At 71.5% G+C, this 15,304-nt stretch carries 15 protein-coding genes; 9 read left to right on the top strand and 6 right to left on the bottom strand.

The features are described from left to right. Window positions 1-17: 17 nt before the first annotated feature. Window positions 18-374: a YkvA family protein gene (locus FB453_RS02840; protein ID WP_112582466.1), complete on the top strand. Its 357-nt coding sequence runs from the start codon at window positions 18-20 to the stop codon at window positions 372-374. A 73-nt stretch (window positions 375-447) separates the two neighbouring features. Continuing rightward, complete coding sequence (locus FB453_RS02835; RefSeq protein ID WP_112679028.1) at window positions 448-1,818, top strand: cystathionine beta-synthase; 1,371 nt, start codon at window positions 448-450, stop codon at window positions 1,816-1,818. A gap of 18 nt (window positions 1,819-1,836) precedes the next feature. Here FB453_RS02835 and FB453_RS02830 read toward each other — a convergent pair whose 3' ends face one another. The 4 genes from FB453_RS02830 to FB453_RS02815 form a co-directional block, all read right to left on the bottom strand. Continuing rightward, entirely contained in the window at window positions 1,837-2,352 is a 516-nt protein-coding gene (locus FB453_RS02830) for a GNAT family N-acetyltransferase (RefSeq protein ID WP_145787273.1), read from the bottom strand. Beyond that, window positions 2,349-3,278 (bottom strand): ribonuclease Z, encoded by a 930-nt coding sequence (locus FB453_RS02825; RefSeq protein WP_091397182.1) that lies wholly within the window; start codon window positions 3,276-3,278, stop codon window positions 2,349-2,351. Before FB453_RS02825 ends, FB453_RS02830 begins: the two co-directional genes overlap by 4 nt. A gap of 367 nt (window positions 3,279-3,645) precedes the next feature. Next, window positions 3,646-4,308 carry a peptide-methionine (S)-S-oxide reductase MsrA gene (gene msrA, locus FB453_RS02820; RefSeq protein WP_091394206.1) on the bottom strand — a complete coding sequence of 221 codons (663 nt, stop codon included), beginning with the start codon at window positions 4,306-4,308 and terminating at the stop codon, window positions 3,646-3,648. A 56-nt stretch (window positions 4,309-4,364) separates the two neighbouring features. After that, on the bottom strand, window positions 4,365-4,805 hold the full coding sequence (locus FB453_RS02815) for an HIT family protein (protein WP_145787271.1): 441 nt from the start codon (window positions 4,803-4,805) through the stop codon (window positions 4,365-4,367). Between the two features lie 141 nt (window positions 4,806-4,946). Between FB453_RS02815 and FB453_RS02810 the strand changes: the two genes are divergently transcribed. From FB453_RS02810 to ilvA, 4 genes are all read left to right on the top strand, one after another. Then, a complete protein-coding gene (locus FB453_RS02810; RefSeq protein WP_145787269.1) occupies window positions 4,947-5,993 on the top strand; it encodes a formate--tetrahydrofolate ligase in 1,047 nt (348 codons plus the stop codon). 101 nt (window positions 5,994-6,094) lie between these two features. Further along, window positions 6,095-7,237, top strand: a complete 1,143-nt coding sequence (locus FB453_RS02805) for a cystathionine gamma-synthase (RefSeq protein ID WP_091394199.1) — start codon at window positions 6,095-6,097, stop codon at window positions 7,235-7,237. Window positions 7,238-7,250: 13 nt separating this feature from the next. After that, the gene (locus FB453_RS02800; RefSeq protein WP_112733108.1) at window positions 7,251-8,660 is read left to right on the top strand and encodes an amidase; all 1,410 of its coding nucleotides are present in this window, start codon (window positions 7,251-7,253) and stop codon (window positions 8,658-8,660) included. A gap of 77 nt (window positions 8,661-8,737) precedes the next feature. Next, on the top strand, window positions 8,738-9,958 hold the full coding sequence (ilvA, locus tag FB453_RS02795; protein WP_145787267.1) for a threonine ammonia-lyase: 1,221 nt from the start codon (window positions 8,738-8,740) through the stop codon (window positions 9,956-9,958). 96 nt (window positions 9,959-10,054) lie between these two features. Here the strand turns inward: ilvA and greA are convergent, their stop codons facing one another. Continuing rightward, window positions 10,055-10,552: a transcription elongation factor GreA gene (gene greA / locus FB453_RS02790; protein WP_145787265.1), complete on the bottom strand. Its 498-nt coding sequence runs from the start codon at window positions 10,550-10,552 to the stop codon at window positions 10,055-10,057. Between the two features lie 156 nt (window positions 10,553-10,708). Continuing rightward, window positions 10,709-11,149, bottom strand: coding sequence for a DUF4307 domain-containing protein (locus tag FB453_RS02785; RefSeq protein ID WP_112601904.1), 441 nt, complete (start codon window positions 11,147-11,149; stop codon window positions 10,709-10,711). A 203-nt stretch (window positions 11,150-11,352) separates the two neighbouring features. Between FB453_RS02785 and mca the strand changes: the two genes are divergently transcribed. The 3 genes from mca to FB453_RS02770 all read left to right on the top strand — a co-directional run bounded on the left by mca (window position 11,353) and on the right by FB453_RS02770 (window position 15,287). Continuing rightward, on the top strand, window positions 11,353-12,234 hold the full coding sequence (gene mca, locus FB453_RS02780) for a mycothiol conjugate amidase Mca (RefSeq protein WP_112582454.1): 882 nt from the start codon (window positions 11,353-11,355) through the stop codon (window positions 12,232-12,234). Between the two features lie 48 nt (window positions 12,235-12,282). Continuing rightward, complete coding sequence (locus FB453_RS02775) at window positions 12,283-12,576, top strand: hypothetical protein (RefSeq protein WP_112698482.1); 294 nt, start codon at window positions 12,283-12,285, stop codon at window positions 12,574-12,576. A gap of 179 nt (window positions 12,577-12,755) precedes the next feature. Continuing rightward, the gene (locus FB453_RS02770) at window positions 12,756-15,287 is read left to right on the top strand and encodes a bifunctional diguanylate cyclase/phosphodiesterase (RefSeq protein WP_145787263.1); all 2,532 of its coding nucleotides are present in this window, start codon (window positions 12,756-12,758) and stop codon (window positions 15,285-15,287) included. The last annotated feature ends 17 nt before the right edge of the window (window positions 15,288-15,304 follow it).

The following is a 15,304-nucleotide window of genomic DNA, read 5'->3' as shown; positions in this document are numbered from 1 at the left end:
CGGAGAGGAGCGCGACGATGGGTAAGACACTGAAGCGCAGCGCGGCGTTCACGGCGCTGGCGCGGGCCCTGGCGGCCGGGGCGCGCAACGGGCCGTCGATCGGCACGCGGTTGGCCGCGTTGCCCCGGATGATCAGGGCCACCACCAAGGGGGAGTACGACGGCGGCCTTCGGCTGGCCCTGATGACCGCGGCGACGGCGTACATCGTCTCGCCGATCGACCTGCTCCCGGAGATCCCGCTGGCGATCTTCGGGCTGGCCGACGACGCGGTCATGGTCACCTGGTTGGCCGGCAGCGTGCTCGCCGAGACCGACCGGTTCCTGGAGTGGGAGGCCCGCCGCAGCTCGGTCATCCCCGGGGGGCTGGTGCCCTGACGACACGTACGCTGGGCGGTGAGCAAACGTCTTCCCGGCCGCCCACCGCCGGCGCCGCAACGAAGGGCACACCGTGCAGTACTACGACAACGTCGTCGACATGATCGGAAACACCCCGCTGGTGCGTCTGCGTAACGTCACCGAGGGCATCCAGGCCACAGTGCTGGCCAAGGTGGAGTACGTCAACCCGGGCGGCTCGGTGAAGGACCGGATCGCGCTGCGGATGGTGGAGGACGCCGAGGCCGCCGGCCTGCTCAAGCCCGGCGGCACCATCGTCGAGCCGACCAGCGGCAACACCGGCGTCGGGCTGGCCCTGGTGGCCCAGCTCAAGGGCTACAAGTGCGTCTTCGTCTGCCCCGACAAGGTCAGCCAGGACAAGCAGGACGTGCTCCGGGCGTACGGCGCCGAGGTGGTGGTCTGCCCGACCGCCGTCGCGCCGGAGGACCCGCGCTCGTACTACAACGTCTCCGACCGGCTGACCCGGGAGATCCCCGGCGCCTGGAAGCCCAACCAGTACAGCAACCCGGCCAACCCGCGCTCGCACTACGAGACGACCGGCCCGGAGCTGTGGAAGCAGACCGACGGCGAACTCACCCACTTCGTGACCGGCGTCGGCACCGGCGGCACCATCTCCGGCATCGGCCGGTACCTCAAGGAGGCGTCCGACGGCCGGGTGCGCGTCGTCGGGGCCGACCCGGAGGGCTCGGTCTACTCCGGCGGCACCGGCCGCCCGTACCTGGTGGAGGGCGTCGGCGAGGACTTCTGGCCGGAGACGTACGACCGGGGTGTCGCCGACGAGATCGTGGAGGTCTCCGACAAGGCGTCCTTCGAGATGACCCGGCGACTGGCCCGCGAGGAGGGGCTGCTGGTCGGCGGTTCCTGCGGAATGGCGGTGGTCGCCGCCCTGGAGGTCGCCCGCCGGGCCGGCCCGGACGACGTGGTGGTGGTGCTGCTGCCCGACGGCGGTCGTGGCTACCTTTCCAAGATCTTCAACGACTCGTGGATGGCCCGGTACGGCTTCCTCGACAACTCCGGCGCAGAGCCGACGGTGGCCGACGCGCTGGCCAGCAAGCCGGGCGGGCTGCCCGAGCTGGTGCACGTGCACCCGACCGAGACCGTCCGCGACGCGATCGACTACATGCGCGAGTACGGCGTCTCGCAGCTACCGGTGCTCAAGGCCGAGCCGCCAGTGGTGACCGGTGAGGTCGCCGGCTCGATCGCCGAGCGGGACCTGCTCGACGCGCTGTTCACCGGCCAGGCTCACCTGCACGACACGATCGAGCGGCACATGGGTGACCCGCTGCCGATGATCGGTGGTGGTCAGCCGGTGAGCGAGGCGGTGGGCATGCTGGAGAAGTCCGACGCCGCCCTGGTGCTGGTCGACGGCAAGCCGAAGGGCGTCCTAACCCGCCAGGACCTCCTGTCCCACCTGGGCGCCCACTGAGCCTGCTGGAGGCCTCGTTCAGGCATCCAGCAGCCGGGTGTAGCGGAGTTGGGGCGTGAGGGCGGTACCGATGTGCTCCTCACGCTCCGCTCCGGTCGGGGCCCAGCCGCCACGCTCGTAGAACGAGCGGGCGTGGGCGTTGTCCCGCAGCACCCAGAGCGCGGCACGCCGCCAGCCCTGCGCCCGCATGGCGTCCAGGGCGTCCACCATCAGGGTGCGGCCGACGCCCCGGCCCTGCTCGGCAGGGTCGAGGTGGATCGCGTTGAGCAGCCCGGTGGCGGGGTCGTCCTCGTCGTCCGGGCCCAGGTGGCTGAACCCGACCAGCGCACCGGCCCGCTCGGCCACCGTCATGCGGTGGGTGTCCCGCTCCCAGATCCACCGCTCGACCCAGTACCGCCCCATCGCCTCCGGTGTCGGGTCGGCCAGCGCCTCGGCCGGCAGGAAGGCGGAGTACGCGGCGACCCGGGAGCGCTGGTGCAGGGCACCCACCGCCATCAGGTCGCCTTCGGTCGCGGGGCGGAGCGTGACGGTCACCCGGCCGAGGCTACCCGGCGCGGCGGGAGCTGCACCGTGGTCAGATCCTCGGCGATGATCAGATCGCCGTCGAAGTGCGCGCGCGCCTCGTCGTGGAACCGGCGCGGGTCCGGGTAGCGCTGGGAGAAGTGGGTGAGCACGAGTCGGCGTACGCCGGACTCGGTCGCCACCCGGGCGGCCTGCGCCGCAGTCAGGTGGCCGACCTCGGCGGCGAGCGCGGCCTCCGACTCCAGGAACGTCGACTCGATGACCAGCAGGTCGGCGTGCTCGGCGAGGGCGTACACCCCGTCGCAGAGGCCGGTGTCCATCACGAACGCGAACCGCTGCCCCGGCCGGGGCACGCTCACCTCGGCCCGGGTGACGCGGCGTCCGTCGAGGTCCAGGTGCCCGACGCGGATCAGCTCGCCGACGGCCGGCCCGGCGATGCCGTACGCGGCCAGCTTCTCCGGCAGCATCCGGTGCCCGTCCGGCTCGACCAGCCGGTAGCCGTACGTCTCGATGGGGTGCCGGAGCCGGCGTGCCTCCAGCGTGCCGCAGCGCAGGGCGATCCGCTGCCCGTCCGCCTCGATGGGCTCGACCCGCAGCTCGGCGGTCTCGTAGAAGGAAGTGGCGTACCGCAGCCGGGCGAAGTATTCGGCGCCGCCGGAGGGAAAGTGCACGGCGACCGGGTGCGCAACCCGGTCCAGGGAGAGTCGCTGGATGGTGCCGGGCAGGCCCAGGCAGTGGTCGCCGTGGAAGTGGGTGACGCAGATCCGGGTCAGGTCGGTGGCGGTGACCGTTGTGTGCAGGAGCTGACGTTGGCTGCCTTCGCCCGGGTCGAAGAGGATCACCTCGTCGTCCCAGCGCAACACGTACCCGTTGTGGTTGCGCTGACGGGTCGGTGCCTGGCTGGCCGTCCCCAGCACCACCAGCTCGCGCATGGACATCGCCACTCCCGCGGATATGGAGCGACCCCCGGGGCGCTCCGCGCATGTGCGCGGGCCGGCTGGACTTGGCCGGCACCCCGGGGGTCGGGTGGCTGTCGTGGATTCGCCGCACCGCTGCCACACGGTCTCGACGATGGTGCTTTTTGCCCGCCTCGCGGCAGGCCGATCACTGTCGAGGACAGCGGCTAGCTGACAGCCACCTCACGAGTCCGATTGCTATACAAGTCTGGACCACCTCCTTTCACGTGTACGGCCACGTTATCGAGTTCTCGTCGAGCTCGGCAACGGATTTCGATCACAGGGCCGAACGGGAATGCCCGGCCACCTCATCGGCGGCCGGGCATCACACATGTGCGGGTGGCGGTGGTCAGCCGCCGACTCGGGCGACTCCCACCGGGCAGCTCAGCCCGTTCGGGCCGTGGTTGCAGTACCCGTTCGGGTTCTTGGTCGGCGCCAGGTACTGCTGGTGGTAGTCCTCGGCGAAGTAGTAGCTGCCGAGCGGGGCGATCTCGGTGGTGATCTCACCCTTGCCGGCCCGCGTCACGATCGGCTGGAACGCGTCCCGGGACGACTCCGCGATGGTCCGCTGCTCGTCCGTGGTCGTGTAGATCGCCGAGCGGTACTGGGTGCCCACGTCGTTGCCCTGGCGCATGCCCTGGGTCGGGTCGTGGTTCTCCCAGAAGACCTTCAGCAGATCCTCATAGTTGATCTTGCTGGGGTCGTACACCACCTGGACGACCTCGGCGTGCCCGGTTCGGCCGGAACACGTCTCCTCGTACGTCGGGTTCTTGGTGATGCCACCCGCGTAGCCGGCGGAGGTGGTGTAGACGCCGGGCAGCGTCCAGAACAGCCGCTCGGCGCCCCAGAAACAGCCCATGCCGAAGACCGCGACCTGGAGGCCCTCAGGGAACGGGCCCTTCAACGGGGTGCCCAGCACCTCGTGGCGGTCGGCGACCGGCATGGCGATCTGACGGCCCGGCAGGGCCTGGTCGGGCGAGACCATATCGGCGTTCATACGGCGCAAAAACACGTGGGGATCTCCTCTCGTACCTCTCCCAGCGTGTAACACCGGAGGGTCTGGCTTTCTTACCCGCGTGAGGGTGAGTCAGGCCCCCCGGGGAGAGCCGCCGCGATCCGGTCCGCGTACGTCTGGGCCTCGGTGTCGTCGTCGTACCGGGTGCGTGGCCAGAAGAAGCCCCGCAACCCGTCGCCCTTCGTGCGCGGGACCACGTGGGTGTGCAGGTGGGGCACCGATTGGGACACCTTGTTGTTCATCGCCACGAACGTCCCACCGGCACCGAGAGCGGTCTCCACCGCCACCGCCAGCCGCTGGACCATGGCGAAGTAGTCGGGCAGCAGGTCGGCCGGCAACTCGGCGAGGGTCACCAGGTGCACCCGGGGCACCACCAGGACATGCCCCTTGAACACCGGCCGGGTGTCCAGGAACGCCACCCCGTCCGGGGTGTCGGCCACCCGGAACGCCGGCACCTCGTCCGTCACGATCCCGCAGAACACGCAACCGCTCATCGGGCCAGGCTATGCCGGCGGCCTCGCGGGTCACGGTGCCCCCCACGCGTGAACCGACTGTGGTACTCATCTACGTGAATGGATGAGTGCGGGGCGATCCCGGCCATCGGCGTGCGCGTCGATGCTCCGAAAGGACCAAGCTTGCAGATCAGAAGAGGCCTCACCCTGGCGCTGGCCGCGCTCACCGCCGGGCTGCTCACCGGCGCGACCCCGGGCCACGCCCAGGCGGCCGCCGCGCCGACCGCCACCCCACTGCCGCTGAGCACTGTGGCCGACGTGGTGTCGGCGGGTGACCGGGTCTTCGTCAGTGGTGGCAGCTCCGCCACTGATGTCGTGGTGACCAGCGCGACAGGCCCTGTGGTCGGCACGCTGTCGGGCCTGCCCGGCCCCACCGACCTGCTGCTCAGCGCCGACCGGCGGACCCTCTACGTGGCGCTGCCCACCGCCAACGCCATCGCCGCCTTCGACACCGGCTCGCTGCTCGAGTCCGCCCGGTACGACACCGGCGCGGGCGAGTGCCCGTCGTCGCTGGCGTTGACCGGCCGGTACCTGTGGTTCGGCTACGGCTGTGACCAGTGGGGCGGCAACATCGGCCGGATCGACCTGGGACGCCAGCCGGCCCGCCTCAGCACCGGCCTGGTCAGCGAGGACTTCTACTACGCTCCGCTGCTGGCCGCCGCCAGTCAGAACCGGGCGGTGCTGCTCGCCGGTCAGCCGGGGTTGAGCCCGGCGTCGGTGTACGCCTACGGGATCGGTGCCGCAGGAGCGCTGACCATGCTGCGGACCAACCAGTTCTCGGCCGTCGGCAGCAACCTGCGCGACATCGCCCTCGACCCGACTGGCACCACCCTCTACACGGCTGCCGGCTCCCCGCCGCTGGTGCAGGCGTTCCCGTTCGCCGACATCGCCACCCCCAGCGCAACGTACGCCACCGGTCCCTACCCGCGGGCCGTCGAGCTGTCGCGTCTCGGCACCCGGATCGCCGCCGGCGCCGACGCCGCCTACGCCCCGGACGTCTTCGTCTTCGCCGCGGACGGCACCGAACAGGCCCGCTACGAGTTGGGCGATGAACTCAGTGCCGGAGGGCTGGCCTGGGCGCCGAACGAAACCCGGGTCTACGCGGTCACCTCGGACTGGACCGGAGCCCGTCCGGCGACCCTGCACGTCCTGCCCGTCCCGGCCGCCTGACCGGGCCTGCGGAGCGCGAGGGCCGGGCCGGTCGGTCCGACCCTCGCCCGGGAGCGCGGGTTCCGTTCCAGCCTGCGGGACGGGGCACTAGCCTCACCAGAATGAGTCACGGCTTCGAGACGCTCGCCATCCACGCCGGTCAGGACCCCGAGGCCCGCACCGGCGCGGTGATCCCACCGATCTACCAGACCAGCACGTACGCCCAGGACGCCGTCGGCGCACCTCGCCTCGGCTACGAGTACAGCCGCTCCGGCAACCCGACCCGTGATGCGCTCCAGGAGTGCCTGGCGGCGCTGGAGGGTGGGCCGGTGGGGCTCGCCTTCGCCAGCGGCCTGGCGGCGGAGGACACCCTGCTGCGGGCCGTGTGCCAGCCCGGCGACCACGTGGTGATCCCGGACGACGCGTACGGCGGCACGTACCGGCTCTTCGCCCGGGTCGCCCAGCGCTGGGGCCTGGAATTCAGCCCGGCCAAGGTCTCCGACCCGGACGCGGTCCGTGCGGCCGTGCAGCCAGGCCGCACGAAGATCGTCTGGGTGGAGACGCCGACCAACCCGCTGCTCGGCATCGCCGACATCGCCGCCCTGGCCGCCGTGGCACACGACGCGGGCGCCCTGCTGGTGGTGGACAACACCTTCGCCTCGCCGTACCTCCAGCAGCCGATCGCCTTCGGCGCGGACGTGGTGGTGCACTCCACCACCAAGTACGTCGGCGGGCACTCCGACGTGGTCGGTGGCGCGCTCGTCGTCGCCGACGCCGGGCTCGGCGAGGAGTTGCGCTACCACCAGAACGCGATGGGTGCGATCAACGGCCCGTTCGACGCCTGGCTCACCCTGCGGGGCATCAAGACCCTCGGGGTACGTATGGACCGGCACTGCGACAACGCCGAGCGGCTCGCCGCGTACCTCGACGGTCACGCCAAGGTCGCCCAGGTGCTCTATCCGGGGCTGCCCTCGCACCCCGGTCACGAGGTGGCCGCCAAGCAGATGCGCCGGTTCGGCGGCATGATCTCGTTCCGGGCCGCCGGTGGTGAGGACCACGCCGTGGACATCTGCAACCGGGCCAAGCTCTTCGTGCTCGCCGAGTCGCTGGGTGGTGTGGAATCCCTGATCGAGCACCCGGGTCGGATGACACACGCAAGTGCTGCCGGCTCGCCGCTTGAAGTTCCCGGCGATCTCGTGCGACTGTCTGTCGGCATCGAGACGGTCGACGACCTACTCGCCGATCTGGAGCAGGCGCTGGGCTGACCGCTGGGGGAGGATGGCCGTGCAGGACATCATGGCGACCTGGGTCGGAGCGACCGCAAAGCAGATCGCCCGGGGCGTACGCCGAGGTGACGTCTCGGCGACCCAGGTCGTCGCCGACCACCTCGAGTACATCTCCCGAGCCGACCGTGAGCTGGCCGCGTTCCGCGCCGTTCGCGGCGGTGAGGCGATCACCGAGGCGGAGAAGGTCGACGAGCAGGAGGACCTGGCCAACCTGCCGCTGGCCGGGGTTCCGGTGGCGGTCAAGGAGAACACCCCGGTCGCCGGCCTGCCCACCTGGAACGGGTCGGCCGCCGCCCGCACCGACGTGGCGGAGGCCGACCACGAGGTGGTGCGTCGGCTGCGCGGCGCCGGTGCGGTGATCCTCGGCGTGACCCGGATGCCGGAGCTGGGGCTGTGGGCGCTGACCGACGACGACAGCGCGGTGACCCGTAACCCGTGGGACAGCACGCGTACCCCCGGTGGGTCCTCGGGTGGTGCCGCCGCCGCGGTCGCCGCCGGGCTGGTGCCGATCGCGCACGCCAACGACGGTCTCGGCTCGATCCGGATTCCCGCTGCCTGCTGCGGACTCGTCGGGCTCAAGCCCGGCCGGGGCGTGGTCCCCTGCCAGCTCGGGGCGGACGACTGGTTCGGCCTCACCGAGCACGGCATGCTGACCAGCACTGTCGCCGACGCGGCGGTCGGCTTCTCGGTGCTCGCCGGCCGGCGTCCCGAGAAGCTCGTTCCCCCGCAGCGGCTGCGGGTTGGTGTCTCGCTGCGCTCCCCGGTGCGCGGTGTCGCACCGGACGCGCCCAACCGGGACGCGGTCGCCGCCGCCGGTCGGCTCCTCGCCGCCGCCGGGCACGACACGGTGCCGGCCGATCCGGTCTACCCGACAGCGCTCGGCCTGCAGGGCATCGCCACCTGGTTCGCGGCAGCCGCCACCGACGTCCGGGCCTCCGGTCTGGACCGGCGTGGCCTGCAACGGCGTACCCGGCGGCACGTGGCGCTGGGCGAGTGGGCGCAGCGTCGCGGCTACGTGCGGGAGGCGGACCGGGCCGCCTGGCGGCAACGGTCTGTCGACTTCTTCACCGACCACTCGGTCGACCTGCTGCTCACCCCGGCGCTCGCCAGCGCGCCACCGGAGGCGGCCCGCTGGTCGGAGCGGTCCTGGCGGGCGAACATGACAGCCAACATCCGGTACGCCCCGTACGCCGCACCCTGGAACATCGCGGGCCTGCCGGCGGTCGTCGTACCGGTCGGACGCCGCCCGGACGGCCTGCCGGTCGCCGTGCAGCTGGTCGGTCCGCCCGGCTCGGAGCTGCTGCTGCTCGGTGTGGCCGGTCAGTTCGAGATGGCCGCCCCGTGGACGCGTCACGCCCCCGGCTACCCGCGGGTCGGCACGGAGTCGCCGGCCACCGCCTGACCGTCGACGGTGTGCGCGCTGTCGGGCACTCCGGTGTCGCCGCCGAGGGCTCCGGAGTCGGGTGGCACGATCGGGGCATGACGGAACTGGTCGGTCTCGACGACGTGCGGGCCGCACGGGAGTTGCTCGCTGGCGTCACCCGCACCACCCCACTGGAGCCCTCCCGGCCGCTCAGCGCGGCACTGGGCGGGCCGACGTGGCTCAAGTGCGAGAACGTCCAGCGCGCCGGCTCGTACAAGGTGCGGGGCGCGTACGTGCGGATCTCCCGGTTGTCGGCGGCGGAGCGGGAGCGCGGCGTGGTCGCGGCGAGCGCGGGCAACCACGCGCAGGGCGTGGCTCTCGCCGCCGGCCTGGTCGGCACGCACGCCACAGTCTTCATGCCGGTCAACGCGCCGCTGCCGAAGGTGGCCGCCACCAAGGGGTACGGCGCGCAGGTCGAGTTGGCCGGCAACACCGTCGACGAGTCGCTGGTCGCGGCGCACACGTACGCCGAGCGCACCGGCGCGGTGCTGATCCACCCGTTCGACCATCCCGATGTGATCGCCGGGCAGGGCACTGTGGCGCTGGAGATCCTCGAACAGTGCCCGGAGGTGAAGACGATCATCACCGGGGTGGGTGGCGGCGGTCTGATCTCGGGCATGGCGGTGGCCGCGAAGGCGTTGCGCCCGGACGTCCGGATCATCGGCGTGCAGGCGGCCGGGGCGGCGGCGTTCCCGCCCTCACTGGTGGCCGGGGAACCGGTCCGGCTGCCCATCTTCTCCACCATCGCCGACGGCATCGCGGTCGGCCGGCCGGGCGAGATCACCTTCAACCACGTGCGCAAGCTGGTCGACGAGATCGTCACGGTCTCCGAGGAGGACATCTCCCGGGCCCTGCTGATGCTGCTGGAGCGGGGCAAGCAGGTGGTCGAGCCGGCCGGGGCGGTCGGTGTGGCCGCGCTGCTGGCCGGGGTGGTCGAGGTGGAGACCCCGGTGGTCGCGGTGCTCTCCGGCGGCAACATCGACCCGTTGCTGATGCTGCGGGTGATCGAGCACGGGTTGGCCGCGGCGGGTCGCTACCTGCGGGTGACCGTCCGCTGTTCGGACCGGCCGGGGCAGCTCGCGTCGCTGCTCACTCAGATCGCCGAGCACCGGGCCAACGTGGTGGACGTGGAGCACCAGCGGGCCAACCCGCACCTCGGCCTCGGCGAGGTGGAGGTGGCGTTGTCGGTGGAGACCCGGGGCGTCGAGCACTCGGACACCCTGATCAGCGCCCTACGGGCCAGCGGCTACCAGGTGGTCTTCGCGGCCGAGGCGTGACACCGGTGGGTGCCACGCCTCGGATGCGCGGTGTTTCGACAGGTGGTGCCGGGGTCGGTCGAGCCGGCCGGCAGCGGGTGGCGCGACCGGCGACGGTCAGCCGGAGAACGGCTCGAAGCTGACCACTGTCACCTTGATGTCGGCGCCGCTGGGCGCCGTGTAGGTGCAGGTCTGCCCGGCTCGACCGCCGAGGATCGCCTTGCCCAGCGCGGACTCGGGGCTGTAGACGGTCAGGTCGGTGGTGGCCGCGATCTCCCGGGAACCGAGCAGGAAGGTCTCGGTGTCGTTGGTGTCGTCGTCGAAGTAGATCGTCACGACCATGCCGGGCGACACCGCGTCCGCCGTCGGCGCCGTGCCGACCTTCGCGGTGCGCAGCAGCTCCTGTAGGTAACGGATGCGACCCTCGGCCTTGCCCTGCTCCTCGCGGGCGGCGTGGTAGCCGCCGTTCTCCTTCAGGTCGCCCTCTTCGCGCCGAGCGTTGATTTCGGCTGCGATCGCCGGACGGTTGGCGATGTGCTCGTCGAGCTCGGCCTGGAGGCGGTCGTGCGCGTCCTGGGACAGCCAGGTGGCGGGCGCCTCGTTGCCAGTGGACACAGGCGTTCTCCTCAGATGTGCGTGGCTGGCTGACAGGTGAACTACCAAGTTACCAGTGCGGTACGACACAGCGTGTCGGCCATCACCGCCGGTGTCCGGATCCGACACCGGCGGTAGGCGCCCCGCCAGCTCCGCTCTTGGTGCTGTTCGAGCAGCTCAGGACGGTGGTCGGCAGCGCAGGACCTCACCGATGAACGGCCGCGCGGTGGTGGCCAGGCGGTGCTGCGTCGTGACGTGCCGATCCCCGGGATCGGCGGTCACGGTGACCTGTTCGCGGCCGACCTCGGCGCCGGCACGGTCCCGGGCGCGCAGCACACAGACCGCTGACCCACCCGGCGGGACTGTCACCCGGAAGTCGACAAGCACCTGCTTGTCCGTGATGTCGGTGTAGGTGATCACCTGGGCGTCGTAGACCGGGTCGCCGTACTGGCGGTAGAGCCGGACCGAGATCACGGTCAGCGTCGCCACGAGCGCCAACAGCGCCAGCGCGGCCAGCAGCGTACGGCGGCGCTTTCCGCCCGGTGCCCGACGGCGGCCGTAGCGCCCGGCCGGGAATACCGGCGCGCCTGGTGAAATTGTGGCGTGCGTCTCGGTCACCGGCGGGTATCTCCTGGCGTTGTTGTCGGCGGCATCGGCAAGAATGACAGAGCACCATCCTCCCACCCGGTCCAGCGGCAGGAATGGCAGGTCATGCCCGGCGCTGGTGGCCGGTGACAGGGTGCGGTGAGGAAAGATCCCGGCAGGTCAGCCGGTCGAGCCCGGTCGGGTCCACCGTCCGGCACAGACGAGGAGCGCCGAAGTTGGCAGAGCAACTGCGTCTCATGGCCGTGCACGCGCACCCGGACGACGAGTCGAGCAAGGGCGCGGCGACGACGGCGAAATATGTCGCTCAGGGGGTGGACGTCCTGGTCGTGACGTGCACCGGCGGCGAGCGCGGGAGCGTGCTCAACCCCAAGCTCGACCGACCCGACGTGTGGGCCAACATCGGCGAGATCCGGCGTGCCGAGATGGACGCCGCGCGGGCGATCCTCGGCGTCGACCAGGCCTGGCTGGGCTTCGTCGACTCGGGCCTGCCCGAGGGCGATCCGCTGCCGCCCCTGCCCGGGGGCTGTTTCGCCCTCCAGGACGTCGAGGTCGCCGCGGGCCCGCTGGTGCGGCTGATGCGCGAGTTCCGTCCGCACGTGGTGACCACGTACGACGAGGAGGGTGGCTACCCGCACCCGGACCACATCATGTGCCACAAGGTGAGCGTGGCCGCGTTCGAGGCCGCCGGTGACCCGGAGCGTTACCCCGAGCTGGGCGCGCCCTGGCAGCCGCTGAAGCTCTACTACGACATCGGTTTCTCCAAGGGCAAGATCATGGCCTTGCACGAGGGCATGCTGGCCGCCGGTCTGGAGTCGCCCTACGAGGAGTGGCTCAAGCGGTGGGAGGATCGCCCCGACAAGGGCCCGCGGATCACCACCCGGGTCGAGTGCGCCGAATACTTCCCGGTCCGCGATGACGCGCTGCGCGCCCACGCCACCCAGGTCGACCCGGACGGCTTCTGGTTCCACGTGCCGATGGAGCTCCAGCAGCGGGCCTGGCCGACCGAGGATTACGAGCTGGCCCGCTCGATGGTCGACAGCCCACTGCCCGAGTCCGATCTCTTCGCCGGGGTGCGGGAGACGGCGCACGCGCGCTGATTCCCGGCGGGGCTACCCTGGTTACCAACCGCACATCGGAGGAACGCCATGCTGACCGCTGCCCAGGTGCTCGCGGAGAACAACTTCGGGGACACCCGCACGGGTGGTCTGGCCGGGCCGATGGGCCTGTTCCTCATCCTGCTGCTGGCCACCGCGACCATCCTGCTGATCCGCAACATGAACGCTCGGCTGCGCCGCCTGCCGGACCGTTTCCCCCAGCAGTCCGCGCCGACCGATCCGACCAGGGCCGATGCGGCAGTCGTCGATCCGACAGACGGGACCGGGGGGCGTGATTCATCCACGCCCGCTCCCAACGGGCACCAGCAGCACCTGAACGGGTAGTCCGCGCGTGAATCACGCTGAACCGGGTGGTCGCCCCCTGTTGCGGCCACCCGGTTTGGCTTAGCCTTCCGCCGGGGGGACCAAAAGTCTCCGAGCCGTGTGCGGGAGGGGGCGCCGATGACCAGCACAGCACCGGCCGCCCACCGCGACGTCGGTCGGTCGGCTGACGGGGGAGGTCGATGACCTCCGGTTCGGCCGACGACCCGTTCGATCGGCTCGGGGTGCGTGGCACACCGGGCCGGCTGCTCGTGCTCACCGCCGCCGTCACGCTGACCGCCCTGGCCGCCGCCGCGGTCGGGTTGACCCTCCCGGTCCGGCTGCCGGCCGACGATCCCCTCGGCGGTCCGGCCCGCTTCGGCATCGCCGTCGCCGTCCTGGCCCTCGCCCAGCTCGCCCGGCTGCGATTCCGTTCGGCCGCGGGCATGGTCAGCATCACCTGGGGCGAGGCGGCCCTGATCGTCTGCCTCTACCTGACTCCAGCCGGCTGGCTCCCGTCCGCCACGCTGCTCGGCACCGGGCTGGCCTGGACGTTGCTGTCACTGCACAACGACCGCCGTCCGGCCCTGGAGATTGTTCGGATCGCCGCTTCGCTGGCCGCCGCGTCGGCACTGGCCGTCTCCGTGACCACCGCGCTCGGGCAGCCCTTGCTCTCGCCACCCACCCCGATCCTGGCGCTGGCCGTGATCGCCGGTTCGGTGACGTACCTCCTGGTGACCGCCTGGCTGGGGGGCGTGACGCTGGGTCTGCGGCACGGGTTGCCGATCGGGCCACCGCTGCTCGCCGCGCTGCGCGGCAAGCTGCTGATGTTCGTCGGCAACGTGGCGGTCGGCCTCGTGGTGGTCGCCCTGCTGGAACTCGACCCACGCTGGTTGCTGTTGCTGCCGCCGCTGCTGTGGCTGTTGCAGCAGACCTACCGTTACCGGCTGCGCTCCGATCAGGAGCGGCGCACCTGGCGTGCCTTCGCCGAGGCCACCGCGGCCCTCAACCAGCTCGACGAGCGGGGCGTGGCGAGTGCGGCGGTCACCGGGGCGCTGACGCTGTTCAACGCCGAACTGGTGGACGTCGACGTGGCCCGGGCCGACGGGCGGTGGCACCGCTACCGGGGCGACGCCGGCGGTCAGCTGGTCGACCGGGAGATTGGCTCACCGGACCAGTCGGAGCCGGACGAGCACGAGCTGAGCCGGGCGCTGTCGGTCGGCGCCACGCCGGTCGGTCGGTTGCGGGTGCGGTTCCCCCGCTCGGCCCCGCCCACGGCCCGGGAACGTGACGCGGTGGCCGCGTTCGGCGACGCCCTCGCCGCCGCGCTGCACGACGCCGCGACCCACCGCGAGCTGCGGCTGGTGACCGCCCGTTCGTCGTACGAGGCGGTGCACGACCCGCTCACCGGGCTCGCCAACCGGGCGGCGATGCTGAGCAAGGGCGACCAGTCGCTGCGACAGCTCAGCCACGACCACCCGGTGGCGTTGCTGCTGCTGGACATCAACCAGTTCAAGGAAGTCAACGACACCCTCGGCCATGCGGCGGGTGACCAGCTGCTGCGACTGACCGCGAACCGACTCAACGCGCTGGTCCGCGCCGGTGACCTGCTCGGTCGACTCGGTGGGGACGAGTTCGCGCTGCTGCTCACTGCGGTGCCGGTGCTCGGCGACCGGACCGCCCCGATGGCCCACGCGTTGCGTCAGGCCCGCGAGATCGCCGAACGGCTGGCCGCACCGACCGAGGTGGCCGGCGTACGGATGTCCATCGAGGTCTCGGTCGGGGTGGTGGTGGCCGCCGCGGGCACCGCGGACCTGACCGAGCTGCTGCGTCGGGCCGACATCGCGATGTACCAGGCCAAGGAGGGCGGCGGCAACGTCGCCGCGTACGACGGCGCGCGTGACGCGGCCAGCACCGACCAGCTCGCCCTGCTGGCCGAGCTGCGTGAGGCGTTGAAGGTCGATGATCAGCTGGTGCTGGCGTTGCAGCCGGCGGTCGACCTGGCCACCGGTGCGCCCACCGGGGTGGAGGCGCTGATCCGTTGGCAGCACCCCAGGCGTGGGTGGCTGAACCCTGCCGACTTCATCCGGCCGGTGGAGAACAGCGAGCAGCTCGGCACCTTCACCCGATACGTGCTGAACAAGGCGCTCAGCGTGGCCGCCGGTTGGGCTCGGGAGGGGTTGGACGTCCCGATCTCGGTCAACCTTTCGGCGCGCAGCCTGCTCGACCCCCGGTTGCCGGCGGAGATCGCCGAGGCGTTGCGCCGCCACCAGGTGCCGCCGCACCGGCTCGTTCTGGAGATCACCGAGACGGTGGTGATGAGCGAGCTGGAGGTCATCGACGAGGTGCTGGCGACGCTCCGGTCGATGGGCGTGCAGCTCGCGGTCGACGACTTCGGCACCGGCTTCTCGTCGCTGACCTTCCTCACCCGGATCGCGGTGGACGAGTTGAAGGTGGACCGTTCCTTCGTCATCCGGATGGCCGACTCGCCGGAGGCCGCCGCGATCGTCCGGACGACCGTCGGCCTCGCTCATGAGCTGGGGCTGCGGGTGGTCGCCGAAGGGGTGGAGACCGCCGAGCAGCGAATGGCCCTGGCCGAGTTGGGTTGCACCTCCGCGCAGGGCTACCACTTCTTCAAGCCGATGCCGGCGGACAAGATCAGCGCGGTGCTGGGGTCGCTGCGCGACTCGGCAGAGTCGAACGTGTTCCGGCTCCGCGCCGACGGCGCGTCCTGACCGTCCGGGTGGACCCC

This window comes from Micromonospora sp. CNZ322 (assembly GCF_007827755.1).
This window is presented reverse-complemented; position numbering and strand designations above follow the sequence as displayed.